At 69.3% G+C, this 19,219-nt stretch carries 20 protein-coding genes; 5 read left to right on the top strand and 15 right to left on the bottom strand.

Annotated features, from left to right (window positions below):
* Positions 1-54: 54 nt before the first annotated feature.
* The 5 genes from rplS to rpsP all read right to left on the bottom strand — a co-directional run bounded on the left by rplS (position 55) and on the right by rpsP (position 2,598).
* Positions 55-411 carry a 50S ribosomal protein L19 gene (gene rplS / locus EER30_RS00765; protein ID WP_127497251.1) on the bottom strand — a complete coding sequence of 119 codons (357 nt, stop codon included), beginning with the start codon at positions 409-411 and terminating at the stop codon, positions 55-57.
* Between the two features lie 117 nt (positions 412-528).
* The gene (gene trmD / locus EER30_RS00770) at positions 529-1,287 is read right to left on the bottom strand and encodes a tRNA (guanosine(37)-N1)-methyltransferase TrmD (RefSeq protein WP_127497253.1); all 759 of its coding nucleotides are present in this window, start codon (positions 1,285-1,287) and stop codon (positions 529-531) included.
* Entirely contained in the window at positions 1,288-1,854 is a 567-nt protein-coding gene (gene rimM / locus EER30_RS00775) for a ribosome maturation factor RimM (RefSeq protein ID WP_127497254.1), read from the bottom strand.
* The gene (locus tag EER30_RS00780) at positions 1,854-2,111 is read right to left on the bottom strand and encodes an RNA-binding protein (RefSeq protein ID WP_127497256.1); all 258 of its coding nucleotides are present in this window, start codon (positions 2,109-2,111) and stop codon (positions 1,854-1,856) included. Before EER30_RS00780 ends, rimM begins: the two co-directional genes overlap by 1 nt.
* Complete coding sequence (rpsP, locus tag EER30_RS00785; protein WP_127497258.1) at positions 2,089-2,598, bottom strand: 30S ribosomal protein S16; 510 nt, start codon at positions 2,596-2,598, stop codon at positions 2,089-2,091. The genes EER30_RS00780 and rpsP overlap by 23 nt, the downstream gene beginning before the upstream one ends.
* A 314-nt stretch (positions 2,599-2,912) precedes the next feature.
* Between rpsP and EER30_RS00790 the strand changes: the two genes are divergently transcribed.
* A complete protein-coding gene (locus tag EER30_RS00790; protein ID WP_127497260.1) occupies positions 2,913-3,524 on the top strand; it encodes a Uma2 family endonuclease in 612 nt (203 codons plus the stop codon).
* A gap of 9 nt (positions 3,525-3,533) precedes the next feature.
* Here EER30_RS00790 and EER30_RS00795 read toward each other — a convergent pair whose 3' ends face one another.
* Positions 3,534-4,187 carry a ribonuclease FAU-1 family protein gene (locus EER30_RS00795; RefSeq protein WP_127497262.1) on the bottom strand — a complete coding sequence of 218 codons (654 nt, stop codon included), beginning with the start codon at positions 4,185-4,187 and terminating at the stop codon, positions 3,534-3,536.
* Positions 4,187-5,593, bottom strand: coding sequence for a proline--tRNA ligase (gene proS / locus EER30_RS00800; RefSeq protein WP_127497264.1), 1,407 nt, complete (start codon positions 5,591-5,593; stop codon positions 4,187-4,189). Before proS ends, EER30_RS00795 begins: the two co-directional genes overlap by 1 nt.
* A gap of 77 nt (positions 5,594-5,670) precedes the next feature.
* On the opposite strand from proS, the gene EER30_RS00805 reads away from it, so the two are divergent.
* Both EER30_RS00805 and EER30_RS00810 read left to right on the top strand, forming a co-directional pair.
* Entirely contained in the window at positions 5,671-6,186 is a 516-nt protein-coding gene (locus EER30_RS00805) for a SigE family RNA polymerase sigma factor (protein WP_127497266.1), read from the top strand.
* On the top strand, positions 6,176-7,573 hold the full coding sequence (locus tag EER30_RS00810) for an outer membrane protein assembly factor BamB family protein (protein ID WP_127497268.1): 1,398 nt from the start codon (positions 6,176-6,178) through the stop codon (positions 7,571-7,573). The genes EER30_RS00805 and EER30_RS00810 overlap by 11 nt, the downstream gene beginning before the upstream one ends.
* A 25-nt stretch (positions 7,574-7,598) precedes the next feature.
* On the opposite strand, the gene EER30_RS00815 is transcribed toward EER30_RS00810, so the two are convergent.
* The 5 genes from EER30_RS00815 to EER30_RS00835 all read right to left on the bottom strand — a co-directional run bounded on the left by EER30_RS00815 (position 7,599) and on the right by EER30_RS00835 (position 12,035).
* Positions 7,599-8,678, bottom strand: coding sequence for an amidohydrolase family protein (locus tag EER30_RS00815; protein ID WP_127497270.1), 1,080 nt, complete (start codon positions 8,676-8,678; stop codon positions 7,599-7,601).
* A gap of 26 nt (positions 8,679-8,704) precedes the next feature.
* Positions 8,705-9,310, bottom strand: coding sequence for a Uma2 family endonuclease (locus EER30_RS00820; RefSeq protein WP_127497271.1), 606 nt, complete (start codon positions 9,308-9,310; stop codon positions 8,705-8,707).
* Positions 9,311-9,520: 210 nt separating this feature from the next.
* Positions 9,521-10,117, bottom strand: a complete 597-nt coding sequence (locus EER30_RS00825) for a Uma2 family endonuclease (protein ID WP_127497273.1) — start codon at positions 10,115-10,117, stop codon at positions 9,521-9,523.
* A 64-nt stretch (positions 10,118-10,181) separates the two neighbouring features.
* Positions 10,182-11,741 (bottom strand): signal recognition particle protein, encoded by a 1,560-nt coding sequence (gene ffh / locus EER30_RS00830; RefSeq protein ID WP_127497275.1) that lies wholly within the window; start codon positions 11,739-11,741, stop codon positions 10,182-10,184.
* Positions 11,742-11,804: 63 nt separating this feature from the next.
* Positions 11,805-12,035: a hypothetical protein gene (locus EER30_RS00835; RefSeq protein ID WP_127497277.1), complete on the bottom strand. Its 231-nt coding sequence runs from the start codon at positions 12,033-12,035 to the stop codon at positions 11,805-11,807.
* 185 nt (positions 12,036-12,220) lie between these two features.
* Here EER30_RS00835 and EER30_RS00840 point away from each other — a divergent pair, with 185 nt between their 5' ends.
* Together EER30_RS00840 and EER30_RS00845 are read left to right on the top strand one after the other, a co-directional pair.
* Positions 12,221-13,921, top strand: a complete 1,701-nt coding sequence (locus EER30_RS00840; protein ID WP_127497279.1) for a stealth family protein — start codon at positions 12,221-12,223, stop codon at positions 13,919-13,921.
* Positions 13,918-15,180 carry a nucleotide sugar dehydrogenase gene (locus tag EER30_RS00845; RefSeq protein ID WP_127497281.1) on the top strand — a complete coding sequence of 421 codons (1,263 nt, stop codon included), beginning with the start codon at positions 13,918-13,920 and terminating at the stop codon, positions 15,178-15,180. The genes EER30_RS00840 and EER30_RS00845 overlap by 4 nt, the downstream gene beginning before the upstream one ends.
* A gap of 43 nt (positions 15,181-15,223) precedes the next feature.
* Here EER30_RS00845 and EER30_RS00850 read toward each other — a convergent pair whose 3' ends face one another.
* Genes EER30_RS00850 through EER30_RS00860 form a run of 3 tightly spaced genes read right to left on the bottom strand, consistent with a single transcriptional unit; the run spans position 15,224 to position 19,217 of the window.
* A complete protein-coding gene (locus EER30_RS00850; protein ID WP_127497283.1) occupies positions 15,224-15,625 on the bottom strand; it encodes a VOC family protein in 402 nt (133 codons plus the stop codon).
* Positions 15,625-17,355: an FAD-dependent oxidoreductase gene (locus EER30_RS00855; RefSeq protein ID WP_240669693.1), complete on the bottom strand. Its 1,731-nt coding sequence runs from the start codon at positions 17,353-17,355 to the stop codon at positions 15,625-15,627. The genes EER30_RS00850 and EER30_RS00855 overlap by 1 nt, the downstream gene beginning before the upstream one ends.
* Positions 17,352-19,217: a maleylacetate reductase and hydroxyquinol 1,2-dioxygenase domain-containing protein gene (locus EER30_RS00860; protein WP_164842197.1), complete on the bottom strand. Its 1,866-nt coding sequence runs from the start codon at positions 19,215-19,217 to the stop codon at positions 17,352-17,354. Before EER30_RS00860 ends, EER30_RS00855 begins: the two co-directional genes overlap by 4 nt.
* Positions 19,218-19,219 lie beyond the last annotated feature (2 nt).

Below are 19,219 nucleotides of genomic sequence, written 5' to 3' on the forward strand. Positions count from 1 at the left end.
CCCTCCAGCACACGGCAAAGGGTAGTGCCGGCATGCTGAGGGATCGATGAGAGATCAGACGGTCTGCTTCTCGCGAAGCTCCTTGATCTTGGCCTTCTTGCCACGGAGCTCACGCAGGTAGTAGAGCTTGGCGCGGCGGACATCACCGCGGGTCACCACCTCGATGCGGTCGATCGCCGGGCTGTTGATCGGGTAGGTCCGCTCGACACCGACGCCGAAGCTGATCTTCCGAACCTTGAAGGTCTCGCGGAGACCGGCGCCCTGGCGGCCGATCACAACGCCCTGGAAGATCTGGACGCGGGAGCGGTTACCTTCGACGACGCGGGCGTACACCTTGACGGTGTCACCGGCGCGGAAGTCGGGAATGTCGGTGCGCTGCGACTGGGCGTCGAGAGCGTCCAGCGTGTTCATCGCTGCATCCTCGTTCTCAAGGCGCACCGGGTGTTCGGTGCGCGGGTGATTCTGATCCCCCGGCAACTCGAGGGATCCTCGACTTCGCCCGCGGCGCGGGTGAAGTCGGCAACCTCCCTACTTTGCCACAGGGGGAGGCGTGATCTGAAATCCGCCCTCGTCGAGGGCCTTCCTGTCCGTTTTATTCAGATGCTCGGCCGGATAGGCGGCCATCATGTCGGGCCGGCGCGAGGCCGTACGCAACAGGCTCTGCTCCCGCCGCCAGCGGGCGATCCGCCCGTGATCGCCGGAGCGCAGCACGTCCGGGACGGGCCGGTCCCGCCACGACGCCGGTTTCGTGTAAACGGGCGCTTCCAGCAGCCCCGCCGCGTGCGATTCCTCGGTCAGCGAGTCGGCGTTGCCGAGCACCCCCGGCAGCAACCGCGTCACCGCCTCCATGATCACGATGACCGCGACCTCGCCCCCGAAGAGCACGTAGTCGCCGAGCGACACCTCGAGCACCGGCATGCGGGAGGCCGCGTCGTCGATCACCCGCTGATCGATGCCCTCGTAGCGACCGCACGCGAAGATCAGATGGTCGAGCGAGGCCAGCGCCTGCGCGTCGGCCTGCGTGAACGGCTTGCCGACAGGCGACGGCACGATCAGCGTCCCCGGCCCGACCGCGTCGAGTGCCTGCCCCCAGGGCTCGGGCCGCATGACCATGCCGGGCCCACCGCCGTACGGGGTGTCGTCGACCGTGCGATGCACGTCGCTGGTCCAGGTGCGAAGGTCGTGCACGGCCAGGTCGAGAACGCCGGTCCCCCGCGCCTTGCCGATCAGCGACAGGTCGAGCGGGGCGAAGTAGTCCGGGAAGATCGAGATGATGTCGACGCGCATCTACAGGTCCAGCAGACCCTCGGGCAGATCCACCACGATCTTGCCGCCGGCGACGTCGACCGTCGGGACCATCGCGCTCACGAAGGGGATCAGCGCCGTGCCCCCGGCCGCCTTCTTCAACACGATCAGGTCGGACGACGGGGCGTGGTCGATGCGCTGCACGGTGCCGTGCACGGTGCCGTCGGCCGACTCGACACGCAGGCCGACCAGCTGGTGGTCGTGGAACTCGTCCGGGTCGTCCGGCGGGGTCAGCTCGGAGCTGTCCACCTGCAGGAAGACGCCGCGCAGCTCCTCGGCGACGTTGCGGTCGTAGATGTTCTCGAAGACCGCGATGCCCCGGCCCTGGTGCCAGCGGATCGACTCGAGCACGAGCTGCTTGGGCACCTCGTAGCGGGCGGTACCGGCGACGGCCGACGGGCCGGTGCTCACGCGGCGGTCCCGGGGGACCTCCGTCACGAACACCGACCCGGGGACGAAACGTTCTTCCGGTTCGTCGGTCCGCACGACCACCGAGACCTCGCCCCGGATGCCGTGCGGTTTACCGATCTGGCCGACTGTTAGGAGCATCAGTACGCGTCGACGATGTCTACGCGGATGCCGCGCCCACCGATCGACCCGATGACCTGCCGCAGGGCCTTGGCCGTGCGTCCGCCGCGCCCGATGACCGTTCCCAGGTCCTCCGGGTGCACGCGAACCTCGAGCCGCTTGCCGCGGCGCGAGTCGACCAGCCGGACCCGGACGTCGTCCGGGTTCTCGACGATGCCCTTGACGAGGTGCTCCAGCGCCGGCCGGAGCGCCCCGTCAGCTCGCGTCGGCGCCGGCACCGGCCGGGTCCTCTGCGGTCTCGGCGACAGCCTCACGGTTCGGCTCGGCGGCCTCGGCCGGCTTCGACTCAGCCTTGGCCTCAGCCTTGGGCTCGGCGGTCTTGGCCGGGGCCTTCTTGGCGGTCTTGGCCGGAGCGTCGGCGACACCGGCGGCGGACTTGGCCTCGGCCTCGTACACCTCGGTGCGGCTGACCTTGGGCTCCGCGACGAGCAGCGGCGGCGGGGCCGGCAGGCCCTTGAACTGCTGCCAGTCGCCGGTCTTCTCCAGGAGACGCTGCACGGCCTCGCTCGGCTGCGCGCCGACCGAGAGCCAGTACTGCACGCGCTCGGACTTCACCTGGATGATCGAGGGGTGTTCCTTCGGCTGGTAGATGCCGACGTACTCGATGGCGCGGCCGTCGCGCTTGGTGCGCGAGTCGGCGACGACGATGCGGTACTGCGGGTTGCGGATCTTGCCCATCCGCAGGAGCCGGATCTTAACGGCCACGGTTCTCTTCGCTCCTGAATGACTGCGTAATTGACCCGGCGACACCCCACGTGGGGACATGGAAGGTCGCTAGCTCATGGACTGGCAACGCAGAGGGGTTAGAGGGCGCCTCAAGCGAGCCGTACACCAAGGAACCATTCTGCCAGATGACGGCGGGTGACTCCCAATCGGCCCGCGAAATGCCTCAACCAAGATCAAGGACAGGTCGTAAGCTGCGACCAGGTCGGCACGGTGGCCGACCCGATCGACGTAGACATTGAGCAACTGGTCGGGTGCCTAGTATGGTTGAGCGCGATCCCATCGAGGAGGATTCGATGACCGCTGTTCTCCCTCACGTCGACCCTCACCTGCTCGAGCGGCACGACTTGACCGTCGACGACCTGACCGGCCTTCCCGAGGATCTTCGCTACGAGTTGATCGACGGAAGGCTCGTCTTGACCCCCCACGCCCGGCCCTCGCATCAAATGATCAGCAAGAATGTCGGCTTCGCCATCGATCAGCGCTGCCCCGAGGAGTTCGTCCTCAACATCGAGCAGGCGATTCTCATCGCCCCGCGGGTCGAGCTGGTGCCCGATGCGGTGATCCTGTCCGAGGCCGCGCCCGACACGTCGCCGGTTCCCGCGGCTGACGTTCTGCTCGTCGTCGAGGTCATCTCGAAGTCGTCGCAGAGCATCGACCGCAAGTACAAGCTCGATCGCTACGCGGAGGCGGGCATCCCGTTCTACTGGCTGATCGACCCGCTGGCCGACCGGGTCACCTTCACCCAGTTCTCGCTCCACGTCGAGGGTTTCTACGCCGAAGTGCTGCACACCGACCGCCGTGCCACCGTCCACGAGCCCTGGGAGATCACGCTGGATCTCCCGGCCTGGACGCGCAAGCGAGACCGGATGAGGTCCGCCGGAACAGGCGCGGCGCCGGTCGGGTAGGGCCGGCTGTCAGGTGCGGGTGACGACCGGGCGGTCCCAGCCGGGCGGAAGCTCGGTCGGCGCCGTCCACGACGGGTCGGGCTGGAAATCGGTCCAGGTGCCGTCGAAGGGGAACTCGCCGGCCTCGATCAGCTTGATCACGCGGAAGCCCTCGGCCCAGACGGCGGCCTCGTCGTGGACCCAGTAGAACTCGGGCAGGGCGAGACGCTCGGCGAACTCGTCCTCGTCCTTCCACTCCCAGGTGAGGTCGGGGAAGGCGACGATGTCGAGGTCTTGATCGATGACGTCGATGCCGGCCACGTCGCCGTCGTCCCAGCGGACGGCCGACTCCTCGAGGTTGACGTAGTAGTTCTTGAACGAGCCGTCGTCGTGGCGGAAGAACCAGACCGAGTGGTTGGCGCCGGGCGGGAAGAACCGCAGCACGCCGGGGCCCAGCCAGCTCGTCGGCCGGGGCACGATCGTCGACGCGCCCCACTCGGCGAACGTCATGTCGCGGGGCGTGCGCCCGTCGACAGTGCGCTCGGTCGCGGTCACCGAACCGCGGGCCAGCCAGAGCAGCAGCCCACGGTCATCGTCGGAGACCACCCGGGTGGGGTGCACGAACGCGATCCGGCCGCGGTGGGTGTCCCGGTGCAGGACGAGCCGGCCGGGCTCGAACGGCATCAGTAGGAACGGGCCAGGTAGGCGATCAGGTCGGCTTCCTCGTCGGAGTCGGGCATCGAGCCGTCGCCGCGGGTCAGGCAGCGGACCGTGACGGCCTTGCCGTTGGCCTCCTTCTCGCCGGCCTCGCCGACCGCCGACCACGGCACCCGGGCCCATCCGGTCTGCGCCGCCTCGATCGCCTCGCCCAGCGTCTTGACGTCGACCGTGTTCGCCTCGCGGAACGCCAGCGCGTCGTCGTACATGCGCTGCTGGTCGGCCTTGAGGGCGCTGGTGACCGCGCCGAGCACGTCGGCGAGCGGGGTGGGGGTCTTGGAACCGTCGATGCGGCGGGCGATCGTGACGCTGCCGTTGGCCAGGTCACGGGGGCCGACCTCGATGCGGATCGGGATGCCCTGCAGTTCGGCGTCGACCGCGCGGCGGCCGAACGGGATGTCGGCCCGGTCGTCGAGCTTCACCCGTACGCCGGCGGTCTTGAGCTCGTCGCGCAGCTTGGCCGCCGCCTCGACGACACCCTCGCCCGCCTTGACCACCATGATCTGCACCTGGATCGGCGCCAGGCGCGGCGGGAGGCGCAGGCCGTTGTCGTCGCCGTGCACCATGATCAGCCCGCCCATCATGCGGGTGGACGTGCCCCACGAGGTGGTCCAGGCGTGCTCGACCGTTCCGGCGGCCGACGTGAAGGTGATGTCGAACGCCTTGGCGAAGTTCTGCCCGAGCTCGTGCGAGGTGCCCATCTGCAGCGCCTTGGTGTCACCCATCATGGCCTCGACGGTCATGGTGTTGGTGGCGCCGGCGAAGCGCTCGGCCTTCGTCTTGCGGCCCGGCACGACCGGGACGGCCAGGATCTCCTCCATGAACGCCTGGTAGACGTTGTGGTGGATGTTGCGGGCGAAGGCGCGGGCGTCGGCCTCGGTGGCGTGCGCGTCGTGTCCCTCCTGCCAGAGGAACTCGGTGGTGCGCAGGAACGTGCGCGGGCGCAGCTCCCAGCGCACGACGTTGGCCCACTGGTTCAGGAGCAGAGGTAGATCCCTGTACGAATCCACCCACTTCGCCATGAACTCGCCGATCACGGTCTCACTGGTCGGGCGTACGACCAGCGGCTCGGCCAGTTCCTTGCCACCCGCGTGGGTGACGACGGCCAGCTCGGGCGAGAAGCCGTCGACGTGGTCGGCCTCGCGACGCAGGTAGCTCTCGGGGATGAACAGCGGGAAGTAGGCGTTCTGCACGCCGGCTTCCTTGATCCGCGCATCCATGTCGGCCTGCATGCGCTCCCAGATGGCGTACCCGGTCGGCCGGATCACCATCGTGCCGCGAACAGGGCCGTTGTCGGCCAGCTGGGCCTTGGCGACCAAATCCTGGTACCAGCGGGGGAAGTCCTCCGCGCGGGGAGTGAGCACACGAGCCATGAGGCGACATCCTAGTCGCGTCCGGGACGCAACCTGGCGGGTGGGCATCCCGTGTCCTAGGTGGAAGGGCGGTGGGGATGACCGACGAAGCGGAATTCGACGCGTTCTACCGGGACACGTCCCGGCGATTGGCCAGATATGCGTACGGCCTCACGGGCGACCCGGGCGACGCTCAGGACCTCGTGCAGGAGGCGTACGCGCGCGCGTGGCAGCGCCGGCGGCGGCTGGCCGACTACGACGACCGGGAAGCCTGGCTGCGGCTGGTGGTCAACCGGCTCTCGGCCGACCGGTGGCGGCGGTTGGGCGTACGCCGGGCCCGGGCCGCCGCCGAACCGCCGCCGCCACCCGCCGCCCCGCCGTCGGAGGACTCGGTGCTGCTGATCCGCGCTATGCGGACGCTGCCGATGGTCCACCGCCGGGCGCTGGCCCTGCACTACCTGCTCGACCGCTCGGTCGCCGAGATCGCCCACGAGACCGGTTCGTCCTCGGGCACGGTCAAGTCGTGGCTGGCCCGCGGCCGGGCCGGGCTCGCCGCCGCCCTCGACGGCGAAGCCCCCTCTTTCGTCTCGAACGGAGCCGACGATGCCCGCTGACCTCGACGATTTCTACGGCTCCGTGGCCCGGCAGGCCGACGCCATCCCGCTCGCCCCGGCCGCCGAGGCCCGCCGCCGTGGCCGCCGGCGCAACCGGAACAGCCTGATCGCCGCGGCGGCCGCCTGCTGCGTCGTCCTCGCCGGGGCGGCCGTGCTGGCCCGCCCGCTGCGGCACACCGACCCGAACCCGGTCAACCCCGCGGCGTCGCCGTCCGCGCTGCCCATGGTCGGCTCGCCGATCGAGTTCGGCAACACGGTGACCTCGGCGTTCGTGGTGGCCTCGGGCGACCGCGTCTTCGCCGCCGCACCGGCCGGTAACAAGATCGACGTGGTCGCCGTCGACCCGCACACGGCTCAGGTGCTGTGGAAGGTCGACGGGCTCGGCGGGCCGGCCGCGCAGGGCGAGTTCGCCGGCCTGGTGGCGGTCGAGCAGGGCCTGCTGGTCGTCATCGACAACAACGTGCACGTCCTCGACCCGGCCGCCCGCAGCAAGGACGCCTGGACTTTCCCCATGGGCGACTCCGACAACCTCGTCCCCTACGAGAACGCTCTTCTGCACCGCGAGGCTGAGACCGGCAAGATCGCGGCGTACGACTGGAGGACCGGCGGCAAGCTCTGGTCGGTCGACCCGGGTGGCGACGCCCCGATGCACCTGATCGGGGTGCGCACGGCCGGAACCGAAAGGTCCCGCGAGGCCTTCACCGACGACCGCGTCCTGTCGGTCACCCGCTCGGGCAAGGTGCAGGTGCGCGACGTCCGGAACGGCAACGTGCTGCGGACGATCACTCCGGCGCAGCCGCCCACCCAGTTGTCGGCCCTCATCACGTACGACAACTGGCTCTTCGACGGCGGGCCGGCCGACGACGGCGCCCCGGCCGGCTACCGTGTGGTCGCCACCGATCTGAGCTCGGGCGACTCCCGCGTCCTGGTGAGCAAGAAGGCCGGGAACACCTTCGGCATCCTGGACGTCTGCGGGCCGGGCCGGGTCTGCGTGGTCGACCAGCGGACGGGCGGGGCCGCGGTCTCGGCCTACGACGTCAGGAACGGCGCCAAGGCCTGGACGACGGAGGTGCCGGCCGACTCGTCGTCGGTCTCCTCCGGCGGCGACACGATGATCGTCGGCGGCGGCGACACCACGGTGCTGCTCGACAACGACGGCAAAGTCCTGTTCCAGAATCCCGCCACCTACGTCGACTGGCTCGACGACCGGCGCCTGCTGGTCATGCCGGGCACGGGGGCCGGCGAAGTCTCGACGGTGGGCATCCAGGACCAGAGGGTCACCCGGCTCGGCAACGTGCCCCAGCGGGTCGAGGCCTGCGCCCACACCGTCGACCGGCTGGCCTGCCCGACCACGACCAGCCTGAACATCTACAACCTGCCCGGCTGAGGACGGCCGGGGCCGCCGCGGCGCGTCAGCGGATGACCCGGCCCTTCAGCACGATGCGGCTCGGCGCGCGGACCACCCTCAGGTCCGCGCGCGGGTCGGCCTCGTAGACGACCAGGTCGGCCAGGCCACCCTCGACCAGGCCCGGGAAGCCGAGCCAGTCGCGCGCCCGCCACGAGGCGGCAGCCAGGATGTCCTCGGCGGGCAGGCCGGCCTCGTGCAGGATCAGCATCTCCTCGGCGGCCAGGCCGTGCTGGATGCCGCCGCCCGCGTCGGTGCCCACATAGATCGGCACGCCGGCCTCCCACGCGGCCCGCACCACCGACGGGAACCGCTCGGCCAGCGAGACCATGTGGTCGGCGTACCCGGCGAATTTGCCCCGGGCCCGCTCGGCGATGCCCGGGAAGGTCCGGATGTTGATCATCGTGGGGACGAACGCGGTGCCCCGCCGGGCCATCTCGTCGATCAGGTCGAGGGAGAGGCCCGTGCCGTGCTCGACCGAGTCGATCCCGGCCCGCACCATGACCGCGACGCCCTCCTCGGAGAACGTGTGGACGGCCGCGCGGACCCCGGCGGAGTGGGCAGCCTCGACCGCCGCGGCCATCGTCTCGGGGCTCCACGAGGGCGCCAGGTCACCGACGCCGCGGTCGAGCCAGTCACCGACCAGCTTCACCCAGCCATTGCCGGCCTTGGCCTGCTCGTGGACGGCGGCCCGCACCTCGTCGACCCCGTCGACCTCGACGCCGATGTCACGCAGGTAGCGCCGGGGGGCCGCGACGTGCCTACCCGCGCGGGCCAGCCGGGGAATCCCGGGCTCGTCGTCCAGCTCCGGATAGGGAAACGGCGACCCGGCGTCGCGGATCGCCAGCACGCCGGCGTCCCGGTCGACGAGGGCCAGCTCGCGCGCCTGATCAAGGCTGGTGATCGGCTTGGCCCCGGCCGCGATCCCCGGGTGACAGTGCGCATCGACCAGCCCCGGCAGCACAAACCCGCCGTCGCTGATGGTCACAGCGTCTTTGACCGGCTCGAACGTGACCCGATCCCCGACCAGCCAGAGATCTTTGACATCACCGTCGGGAAGCACCGTCCCACGCACATGCAGAGCCATGAGGACAGTCCTACCCGATCGCCCTTTCACCTATCGCGGCGGCCAACCTCGTTCATGCGAGCACGCTTGCGCGTCCAGGAAGGCGGGTCCAGCGTGATCTCCCACGGCGAGTGGATGGTGATCCGCTCATCCGTGTGCACCTGCTGGTGATAGTTACCATCGGCGCCGAGTAGGTATTGCGTAAAGGTCACACGCTCGGCCAACGGGTCGATGATCCAGTAATGAGGGATACCAACCAACGCATAGTCCTTCATCTTGCGGTCACGATCGTCAGCTCTGGACGACCGCGAAATGATCTCGACGACCAACGGCACATCAGCCGGCAAGACCGGAGACCGGAGAGACCCTTCCATGCGAACTAAAACGACGTCAGGCTTCAGCTCGCTGCGCAAGCTCATCAAGATCGCCTGATCACCGTTGACGACAAAGTCGTCCTCCGGGCAGTTGGCCTCGATCGCGTAGGCCGTTCGAAGTTGGATGACCTGATGGAGGGGAAGGGCATGGGGGGTCAAGACGAGCCTTCCGTCGATCAACTCGTAGCGAAGATCCTCGGGAAGGTCAGCCAGGTCGTCGACGGTCAGATCATGCCGCTCGAGCATGCGGGAGTCGACCAGAGGGAGAACAGCGGTCATCGATTCCTCCTCGATGGGATCGTGCTCAACCATACTAGGCACCCGACCAGTTGCTCTATGCCAACTTTGACCATGCCGGCATTCGCACCGACCTGGACGCAGCCTACCTAGCATCAGCGGACGGATCCCCGTCCAGCGCACATCAATCGACGTCGTGAGCGGCGCGCAATCTCCCGCAAACGAGTTCAAGAACCAATCGCTCGACAGCAGTCACGGGTCGCCCTCGGCTCTGCGAAAATCGTCGCGGAGGGCCGTCAGCGCGGGGACATCGATCGTGATCGGATAGGGAAAGTCCGTGGTGAATGTCTTGTTTGTGCTGATGACCTCGTCGTAATGGCCGTTCTCGCCGAGCCGGCACTCGGTCAGCATGACGCCACCCTCGAAGGTCGGATCGACGACCAGGTAGGTGCCGACATCATGGGCGGCATAGAGCTTCCACTTCGCGTACAGGTCGCGGAAGTGACTGCTCGCCGACACGACGTCGACGACGAGCAGCGCGCCGTCGACCGGCACGGAGGCGCGAAAGGCGTAGGCCTTTCGCATCACGACCACGTCCGGTCGAGGCTCGTTGCGCGGATCGACCTCGATCGAGACTTGCGGGACCGGCATGTGGCTGGGCGGACAACCGGGCCAGAGCATCCCCGCCAGAACCTGGCACAGGTTCTGGTGAAAGACGGTCCAGTGCAGCACGATCAGCCGACCATCGATCAATTCGTAGCGGAGGTCTTCCGAAAGGCTCGCCAGATCATCGACCGTCCAGTCGTCCTTATCGTCGAGCTCACTCGACCGTTGCAGGCCAGCAGCCATCGTGACCTCCTCAGGGGGATGTCACGAGGCTACTTTACTGGCGCCTAGCCCGCAAGCTGCGTTTTCAGGGCTTGTCGTCGTCCTTCGGGGGCTTCATCAGCTTGTTGAAGTCGAGGTTGGGGAGCTTGAAACCGCCGGCGCCGCCCGCCCCGCCCAGCGCGTTGGGGTCGAGGCCCGGGGGAAGCTGCGGCATGCCGCCCGGGAAACCCGCGGGAAGCCCGCCGCCGCCACCCGTACGCGGGCGGTTGTTGCCGCCCTTCGTGCCCTTGCGCTTGTTCTTCGGGCTCTTGGTCGCCTTGCGACGGCCGCCGGGCAGGCCCATCATGCCGCTCATCTGCTTCATCATCTTCTGCGCGTCGGCGAAGCGGTTGAGCAGCTGGTTGACGTCCATGACGGTCACGCCGGAGCCGTTGGCGATGCGGGCGCGGCGGGAGCCGTTGAGGATCTTGGGGTTGGTGCGCTCGGCCGGCGTCATCGAGCGGATGATCGCCGTGACCCGGTCGAAGTGGCTGTCGTCGAGCTCGGCCAGCTGGTCCTTCATCTGGCCCATGCCGGGCATCATGCCGAGGATGTTGGCGATCGGGCCCATTCGCCGCACGGCGATGAGCTGGTCGAGGAAGTCTTCGAGGGTGAAGCTCTCGCCGGCGAGGAGCTTGCCGGTCATCTTCTCTTTCTGGTCCTCGTCGAAGGCCTGCTCGGCCTGCTCGATGAGGGTCAGCACGTCGCCCATGCCAAGGATGCGGCTGGCCATGCGGTCGGGGTGGAAGAGGTCGAAGTCTTCGAGCTTCTCACCGGTCGACGCGAAGAGAATGGGTTCGCCGGTCACGTGCCGGACGGAGAGGGCCGCACCACCGCGGGCGTCGCCGTCGAGTTTCGACAGGACCACGCCGGTGATGCCGACGCCGTCGCGGAACGCTTCGGCGGTCTGCACCGCGTCCTGACCGACCATGGCGTCGATGACGAAGATGACCTCGTCGGGGTCGACGGCGTCGCGGATGTCGCGGGCCTGCTGCATCATCTCGGCATCGATGCCGAGGCGGCCGGCGGTGTCGACGATGACGATGTCTTTCGCCGTGCGCTTCGCGAAGTCGATCGAGTCTTTCGCGACCTGCACCGGGTCGCCCACGCCGTTGCCGGGCTCGGGGGCGTAGACGTCGATGCCGGCGCGCTGGCCGAGCACCTGGAGCTGGTTGACCGCGTTGGGACGCTGCAGGTCGGCTGCGACGAGCAGCGGCTGGTGACCCTGGCCCTTGAGCCACTTCGACAGCTTGCCGGCCAGGGTCGTCTTACCGGAGCCCTGGAGACCGGCGAGCATGATCACCGTCGGCGGCTGCTTGGCGAACTGAAGCCGCCGGCCCTCGCCACCGAGGATGTTGATGAGCTCCTCGTGGACGATCTTGATGATCTGCTGGGCCGGGTTGAGCGCCTGGGAGACCTCGGCCCCGCGGGCCCGCTCCTTGACGTTGAAGATGAAGGCCTTGACCACGGGCAGCGCGACGTCAGCCTCGAGCAGCGCGAGACGGATCTCGCGCGCGGTGGCGTCGATGTCGGCGTCGGTGAGCTTGCCCTTGCCCCGGAGCTTGGTGAAGATGCCGGAGAGGCGGTCACTCAAAGTGTCAAACACGGTGCGACTTCCCGTTGGTCGAGTGTCTTCGGTGACCGCAAGCCTAGCCGCCCGCGTCGCGCCTTACCGGTTGCGCATCCGGTACGTCTTCTGGGCGGCCTCGATGCGCCGCTGAGTGCGGGTGCCGGGGGCGATCGACTTCTTGGCCTTGGCGTAAAGGTAATACCCGCCGCCAACCGCCAGGGCGCCCACGATCAGGTAAAACAGCACGGGCCCGATCAGCGAGCTGACCACCCAGCCGACAACGATCACTCCGGCTAGCAGTGCCACCAGAAATGCCACGGCCTTACCCATCTCGGCCTCCCCGAGTCGATGCTTCGACCTCCACCATGACTCAGACAGGCAAGACTCCGCATCGGCCGTAACCCCGATGCCACCCCTAAGGGTGTCCGAAATGCCCCATACCACCGTTTCGATACGAAAGGGGTACGCCACGCCGCTCCCCGCGCAACTTCCTGCCACGCCGCCAGTTGAGGGTCGTGACCGAACGGAAGGACTACGGCGTGCGGATTCTGAGCCTGGCCCCCTGGCCCGTGCGGCGACGCTTGCTCTACCACGTGCAGCGCCGCCTCCTCCCCCGTCTGCCCCCGGATCGACGCCTGCGGACGGCCCGGCAATGGGTGCCGCTCGAGCCCCGCCGGCGCCTCAAGCCGATCACGGACGCGCCGGCTCTGCGGGTCCGCACGCCGGCCGGGCGACTCACGGCCCGGCGTTCCGTCCAGGCCGACCCCGCGGGCGTACGCCGGGACAACCTCGACCGCGTCGTCGACGCCCTGACCGCGGCCGGCATCCCGTGGTTCCGCATCCCCGTGACCGCGCTGACCTGCACCGGCGTGGCCGTCGACGAGGCCGACCGCGACCGGGCCCGCGCCGCGATCACAGCCGACGCCCACATCGAGACGCTGAACGACGGACGGGTGCTGCGGGTGAGCTGGCCCGTCGCCGACCCCGCCGGCCGCCTCGTGCTCGGCCCCGACTACGCCTGCGAGATCGAGTTCTGGCGCACCCGGAACACGACCCTGGTAGGCCCTCGCCCCAACCCGGTGGCCGACGTGATCGCGGCCGACGAACCCGAGATCACGGTCGCCGAAGCCGTGTTCGGACCCTTCCAGAACGCCACCCGCCGCTACCGCACCCGCGAGGTGTTCACCATGGTGAGCCCCGACCGGGTCGCGTTCCCGATCGACGCCGTCTACACCTGGGTCGACAGCTCCGACCCGGCCTGGCGCCGCCGCAAGAACCAGGCCCTGCGCGACAACGGCTGGGTCGCCGCCGCCAACGAGCAGACCGCCAACGCCTCCCGCTACACCTCCCGCGACGAGCTGCGCTACTCGCTGCGCTCGCTGCAGGCCTTCGCCCCCTGGATCCGCCACGTCTTCCTGGTCACCGACGGCCAGACGCCGGCCTGGCTGGACACCTCCCGCGGCGACCTGACCGTGGTCAGCCACCGCGTGATCTTCGGCGACACCGGCCGGCTGCCCACCTTCAACTCGCAGGCCATCGAGTCGCGCCTGCATCGCGTACCCGGCCTCGCCGAGCACTTCCTCTACCTCAACGACGACGTCTTCCTGGGCCGGCCGGTGGCGCCCGAGCTGTTCTTCACCCCCGGCGGCCTGACCCGCTTCTTCCCCTCCGGAGCGCTGGTCGGCTCGGCGGCGCGTGGTCCCGGCGACACCCCCGCCGACGCGGCCGGCAAGAACAACCGTGACGTCATCCAGGGCGCGTTCGGCCGGGTGCTGACCCAGAAGATGAAGCACACCCCGCATCCGTGCCGGCGCAGCGTGCTCGCCGAGCTTGACCTGCGCTTCGCCGACCGGGTGGAGCAGACCGCCGGCCACCAGTTCCGGCACCCCGAGGACATCGCCCTGCTCTCGTCGCTGCAGCAGTACTACGCCTACCTGACCGGCCGGGCCGCTCCGGGCCAGATCCGTTACCTCTACACGGATGTCGCCGACCCGATCACGCCGTTCCGTCTCGCCCGCCTGCTGCACCACCGCGACTACGACACCTTCTGCCTCAACGACACCGACTCCGACGCCGAGGCGATGACCGAGCAGTCCGCGATGCTGGCCGAGTTCCTCCCCGCCTACCTGCCCTTCCCCTCCCGCTGGGAGCTGTCAAGACCCAGGACCCCGGCCATGCGTACGCCCTCAGCAGCGCTCTCCAAGGTCGGCCTGTGACCGCCGACGTCGTGATCCTCGGCCTCGGCTACGTCGGCCTGCCGCTCGCCCAGCAGGCCGCACGGGCGGGACTGTCCGTGCTGGGCCTGGACGTCCGCCCCGTCGTCGTGGCCGCCCTCGCCGAGGGCCGCTCGCACGTCGACGACCTGACCGACGCCGACATCACCGAGATGCTCGCGGGCGGCTTCCGGCCCACCACCGACGAAGCCCTGATCGGGACGGCCCGCGCCGCCGTCATCTGCGTGCCGACCCCGCTGGCCGAGGGCGACGGGCCCGACCTGCGCGCCGTCACCGCCGCGACCGCCGCGATCGGCCGTCAGCTGCGTACGGGAATGCTCGTCGTGCTCGAATCGACCACCTATCCCGGCACTACCGACGAAGTGGTGCGGCCGTTGCTCGAGAAATTGTCGGGGCTGACCGCGGGCGTCGACTTCCATCTGGCCTTCTCGCCCGAACGCATCGACCCCGGCAATGCGGAGTTCGGGGCGCGCAACACGCCCAAGGTGGTCGGGGGATACACGCCCGCCTGCACCGAGAGGGCGGCGGCGTTCTACCGAAGATTCGTCGACACGGTGGTGCGTACGCGGGGAACGCGCGAGGCGGAAACCGCGAAGCTGCTGGAGAACACCTATCGGCATGTGAACATCGCGCTGGTCAACGAGATGGCCCGGTTCTGTCACGAGCTGGGCATCGACCTGTGGGACGTGATCCGGGCCGCGTCGACGAAGCCGTTCGGTTTTCAGGCGTTCCACCCGGGGCCGGGCGTGGGCGGCCATTGCATCCCGATCGACCCGAACTACCTTTCGCACAATGTACGCAGCCGGCTCGGCTACCCGTTCCGCTTCGTCGAACTGGCCCAGGAGATCAACGCGACGATGCCCGGCTACGTGGCCCGGCGCGCCCAGAATCTGCTGAACGCCGACGGGCAGGCGATCCACGGCTCGACGATCCTGCTGCTGGGCGTCACCTACAAGCCCGACATCGCCGATCAGCGCGAATCGCCGGCCACGCCGCTGGCCCGGAATTTGTGCGGCTTGGGGGCGACGGTGCTCTACCACGATCCGTACGTACCACGGTGGACTGTCGGTGAGCTCGAAGTGGCGCGGACCGACGACCTGGAGGGCGCTGCGGCTTCGGCCGACCTGGTGATCCTGGTGCAGAACCACCGTGCCTATGACGCCGATCACTTGGCTGTTGTGGCGAAACGCTTCTTTGACACCCGGGGGGCTACGAGCGGGCCTAAGGCTCATCGTCTTTGAAGAGCTTCAGGCGGTCCGGCCGCCTGCTGCCGCACCACGACGTTCAGATCGCGAGGCAGAACTCGTTGCCCTCGGGGTCGGTCATGACGATGTGGTGGTTGTCGAAGACTGCCTGGATCGTGCCGCCGGCCGCGGTCAGCTCGGAGGCGCGGGCGACGACGTTGGGCCAGCTGCCGACTCGGATGTCCATGTGGAGGCGGTTCTTGGCGGTCTTGGGTTCGGGGACGTCGAGCAGGGACAGGCGCGGGCCGACGCCGGACGGGTCGTGCAGCCACGCGCCGCCGCCGGAGTCGTCGGGGTCCTCGCCGAACGACGCCGCCCACTCGTCGCGCGTGGTGAAGGGGGCGGGCGGCGGTTCGTCCTCGTAGCCGAGCGCCAGTTTCCAGAAGGGCGCCAGCGCCTCGGCGTCGCGGGTGTCGAAGGTCAGGTCGACGTGGAAGGCCATCAGCCCAGTATCCGCTGGAACGCCGAACGGAGGGCCCCGATCGGGTCGCCCGGGAGCGTCGGGCTGCGGAAGCAGACGTAGTTGTCGGGGCGGGTCACCACACAGCCCGCGTCGGAAACCTCGCGCAGCCGCGCCCAGTCGCCGTACAGGTCTTCGTAGTCGGCGCCCGGCCCGATGGTGACCGCGACAACCGGAAGTCCCAGTGAGGAGGCCGCCTCGGCCCAGGCCTCGCCCCCGACACCGGTCAGCAGCGTGAAGCGGCCCTGCCCGCCCAGGTCCAACGTGGATATCCGGGTACGGGCGCGGCCGACCCACGCGTGCGGGAGTTTGGCGCCCGGCCACGTGGTGGCGTGGTGGTAGAGCTCGTCGTCGCGGGAGTTCACCGGCATCGGCGTACCGTCGGGAACGATCGCCGACGAGGCGTACCGCTGGTTGAGCTCGACCCCGTGCGTGTTGAACTCGTAGTTCTTGAACTCGATGGCCTCGCGCAGCTCACGGCGTTGCTTCTCGGCCTCGGGCGTGGCCAGCTTGCGGGCGGCCATGTTCTGGCGCAACTGGTCGGGGTCGCCGGTGGAGAGCAGGCCCAGCGCGTCGAAGATGCGGGTGGTCTCGCCGATGCTGCGGTTGGCCCGGTCGACGATCTGCCGGCCGATCGGCGCCCGCTCGGCCGAATAGGTGTCGAGCAGCGCCGGGGAGGCCGTGCCGTCCAGCACGAGCTTGAGTTTCCAGGCCAGGTTGTACGCGTCCTGGATCGAGGTGTTGGAGCCGAGCCCGTTCGACGGCGGGTGCCGGTGCACGGCGTCGCCGGCGCAGAATACGCGGCCGTTCTGGTAGTTCTCGGCGTAGAGGTGGTTCACGGTCCACGCCGAGGACGACTTGATCGTGACCGGGACCGTGTCGTCGCCGATGAGGTGGTGCGCGATGCGGCGGGCGTAGTCCTCGGTCAGGTCGGGCGGCGGGCCGTCGATGTCGTAGCCCCAGACGATCAGCCACTCGTGCCACGGTCGTACGCAGCGGACCAGGCCCATGCCGATGCCGCCCACGTCGGAGCCGGTCTGCAGCACCCAGTAGAGGGTGCTCGGCCGGTGCGCGGTCAACGCGGTCAGGTCGGCCTCGAAGACGATGTTGATGCTGCCCGCGACGCCCATCTGGCCGACCAGCGGCAACCCGATGTCGGCGGCGACCTTGCTGCGCCCACCGTCCGCGCCGATCAGGTATTTCGCGCGGATCTCATAGGTGTCGCCGCGCAACCGGTCGCGTACGGTCGCCGTCACCCCAGCGGCGTCCTGCGTGAGTGACAGGTATTCGGTCTGGTAGCGGAACGACGTCCCCCGCGCGATCGCGTTGGAGGCCAGCACCGGCTCCATCAGGTGTTGCGGCATGTCGCAGATGCTCGACGGCGATGCGAGGTCGTGGTCGGCCTGCCGTGACGGGTGGGTGTACCAGGTGTGCAGCCGCCCCAGCTCCTCGCCGGCCAGGCTCGAGCAGAAGACGGTGTCGCCCATCAGGTGTTGCGGGGTGGCCTGGGCGATCACCTGGTCCTCGATGCCCGCGTCGCGCAGCACCTCCATCGTCCGCTGATTGGTGATGTGGGCCCGCGGGGTGTCGGAGAGCCGCCCGTATTTCGTGACGACGATGTTCGGTACTCCGTACGTGCTCAGCAGCAACGCGGCGGCCCCACCGGCCGGGCCACTCCCGACGATCAGAACGTCGGTCTCGATGTCAGTCACGATGTCGTCCTGTCCGGTGCGATACGGAAGGTAAAATCAAGCGTGCGGTGGGAGTCCCCGGGGAAGTCGACGATCAGCTCGTCCTTGACGCCGAAGACCGCGTCGGAGTCGAGGTAGTCCCCGCCCGCCACGAAGAGCTGCGTGATGAGCCGCCGATACCCCGGCGCGCTGATCATGAAGTGCAGATGCGGAGCCCGGTACGGATGCCGCCCGGTCGCCCGCAGCAACTGCCCGACGGGCCCGTCGTCGGGAATGGGGTAGGCCGACGGCAGGATCGTGTGGAACCAGAGCCGGCCGTCGTCGTCGCTGCGCAGCCGCGCCCGCAGCACCGGCCCTTCGAGGTCGGGAAGTTGCACGTCGTAGAAGCCGTCCTGATTGGACTGCCACACGTCGACCACCGCGTCCGCGACCGGCTGCCCGTCGAGGTCGACGATCCTGACATCCGCGCGCAGCGGCACCCCGGGCAGCCCGGCCGCGAGGTCGCTGCCGGAGGGGACCGAGGGCGGGCCCTCGACGTAGAACGGACCGAGCACGGCCGACGGCGTAGTCTCGGGCGAGCGCGAATTGGTCAGCACGTCGACCGCGCTGGAGACGCCGAGCACGTCGCTGAGCAGCACGAACTCTTGCCGTACGGGTGTGGTGATCTGCCCGGTGCGGGTGAGGAAGTCGATGCCGGCCTTCCACTCGTCCTCGGTCAGGTCGTTGTCGACCACGAAGCCGTGCAGACGCCGTACGAGATCACCGACCAGCTCGGCGACCCGCGCGTTCGGCGCCGGGCCGAGGGTGGCCACCACCTGGTCGGCGAGCCGGCGCAGGTCGGGCCGTCCGGCCGGGCGGTCGCCGCGCCAGGCCTCGCCGAGCAGGGGAAGAACGTCGTCCGCGGTGACCGGGCGTGGGTTCGGGTAGGGCTTCGCGGTGGCCAGCGCGGCCGCCTCGGACAGCGAGAAGTCGCCGAGCGCCGCGAGGGAGGTCGGTGCGCCCAGGCGGGCGGCCAGGTCGAAGACCGCGGCGGGGGCGTCGGGCGCACCGAGCGCCGCGGCGATCTTGCGCATCGCTTCCGGGGCGGCGACCGCGTTGAAGGCCATCACGTGCGGCAGCACGACGGTGTGCGTCTCGGCGTGCGGCAGGCCGAACGAGCCGCCGAGCACGTGGCAGAGCTTGTGGTGCAGGCCCATCTCGACCGAGCCCAGGCAGATGCCGGCGAGCCAGGCGCCGGTGAGGGCGTCCGCGCGGGCGTCGAGGTCGTCGGGCCGCTCGGCGATGAGGGGCAGGGCTCGGGCGAAACGCGTGATCGCGTCGACCGCGTACGCGTCCACCGCCGGGTCGGCCTGCGGCGAGTAGAGCGCCTCGACCGCGTGCGCCATCGCGTTGAAACCGCTGACGACCGAAACGCCGACCGGCAACCCGACAGTCAGCTCGACGTCGTACAAAACGGTCCTGGGTTGCAGGGCCGGGTCGCGCCGCGTCGTCTTGGCGCCCTCGGCCGTCTCACCCAGCACCGGGGTCATTTCCGAGCCCGCGTACGTCGTCGGGACCGCGAGGTGAGGCAGGCCGGTGCGCGCCACCAGCGCCTTGCCCAGGTTCGTGCTCGACCCGCCGCCGACCGACACGAGGCAGTCGACGCCGTGTTCGCGGACGAGTTCCAGCACACGTTCGGTGACCTCGACCGGGGTGTGCATCGCGACCTCGGCGAAGCGCGCGACGGCCAGCGCCCCCAGGACCTCGGCGGCGCGGTCGGCCCGCCCGCCCAGCAGCAGCACCCGCGACCCGCCGAGCCGTTCGACCTCGTCACGCAGGCGGCTCAGCGTCCCAGCGCCGAAGATCACCCGGGACGCGTGCGTGGTGTGTTCGAAAGACTTCACGC

This window comes from Actinoplanes solisilvae (assembly GCF_003999975.1).
In the GTDB taxonomy this organism is placed as follows: domain Bacteria; phylum Actinomycetota; class Actinomycetes; order Mycobacteriales; family Micromonosporaceae; genus Actinoplanes; species Actinoplanes solisilvae.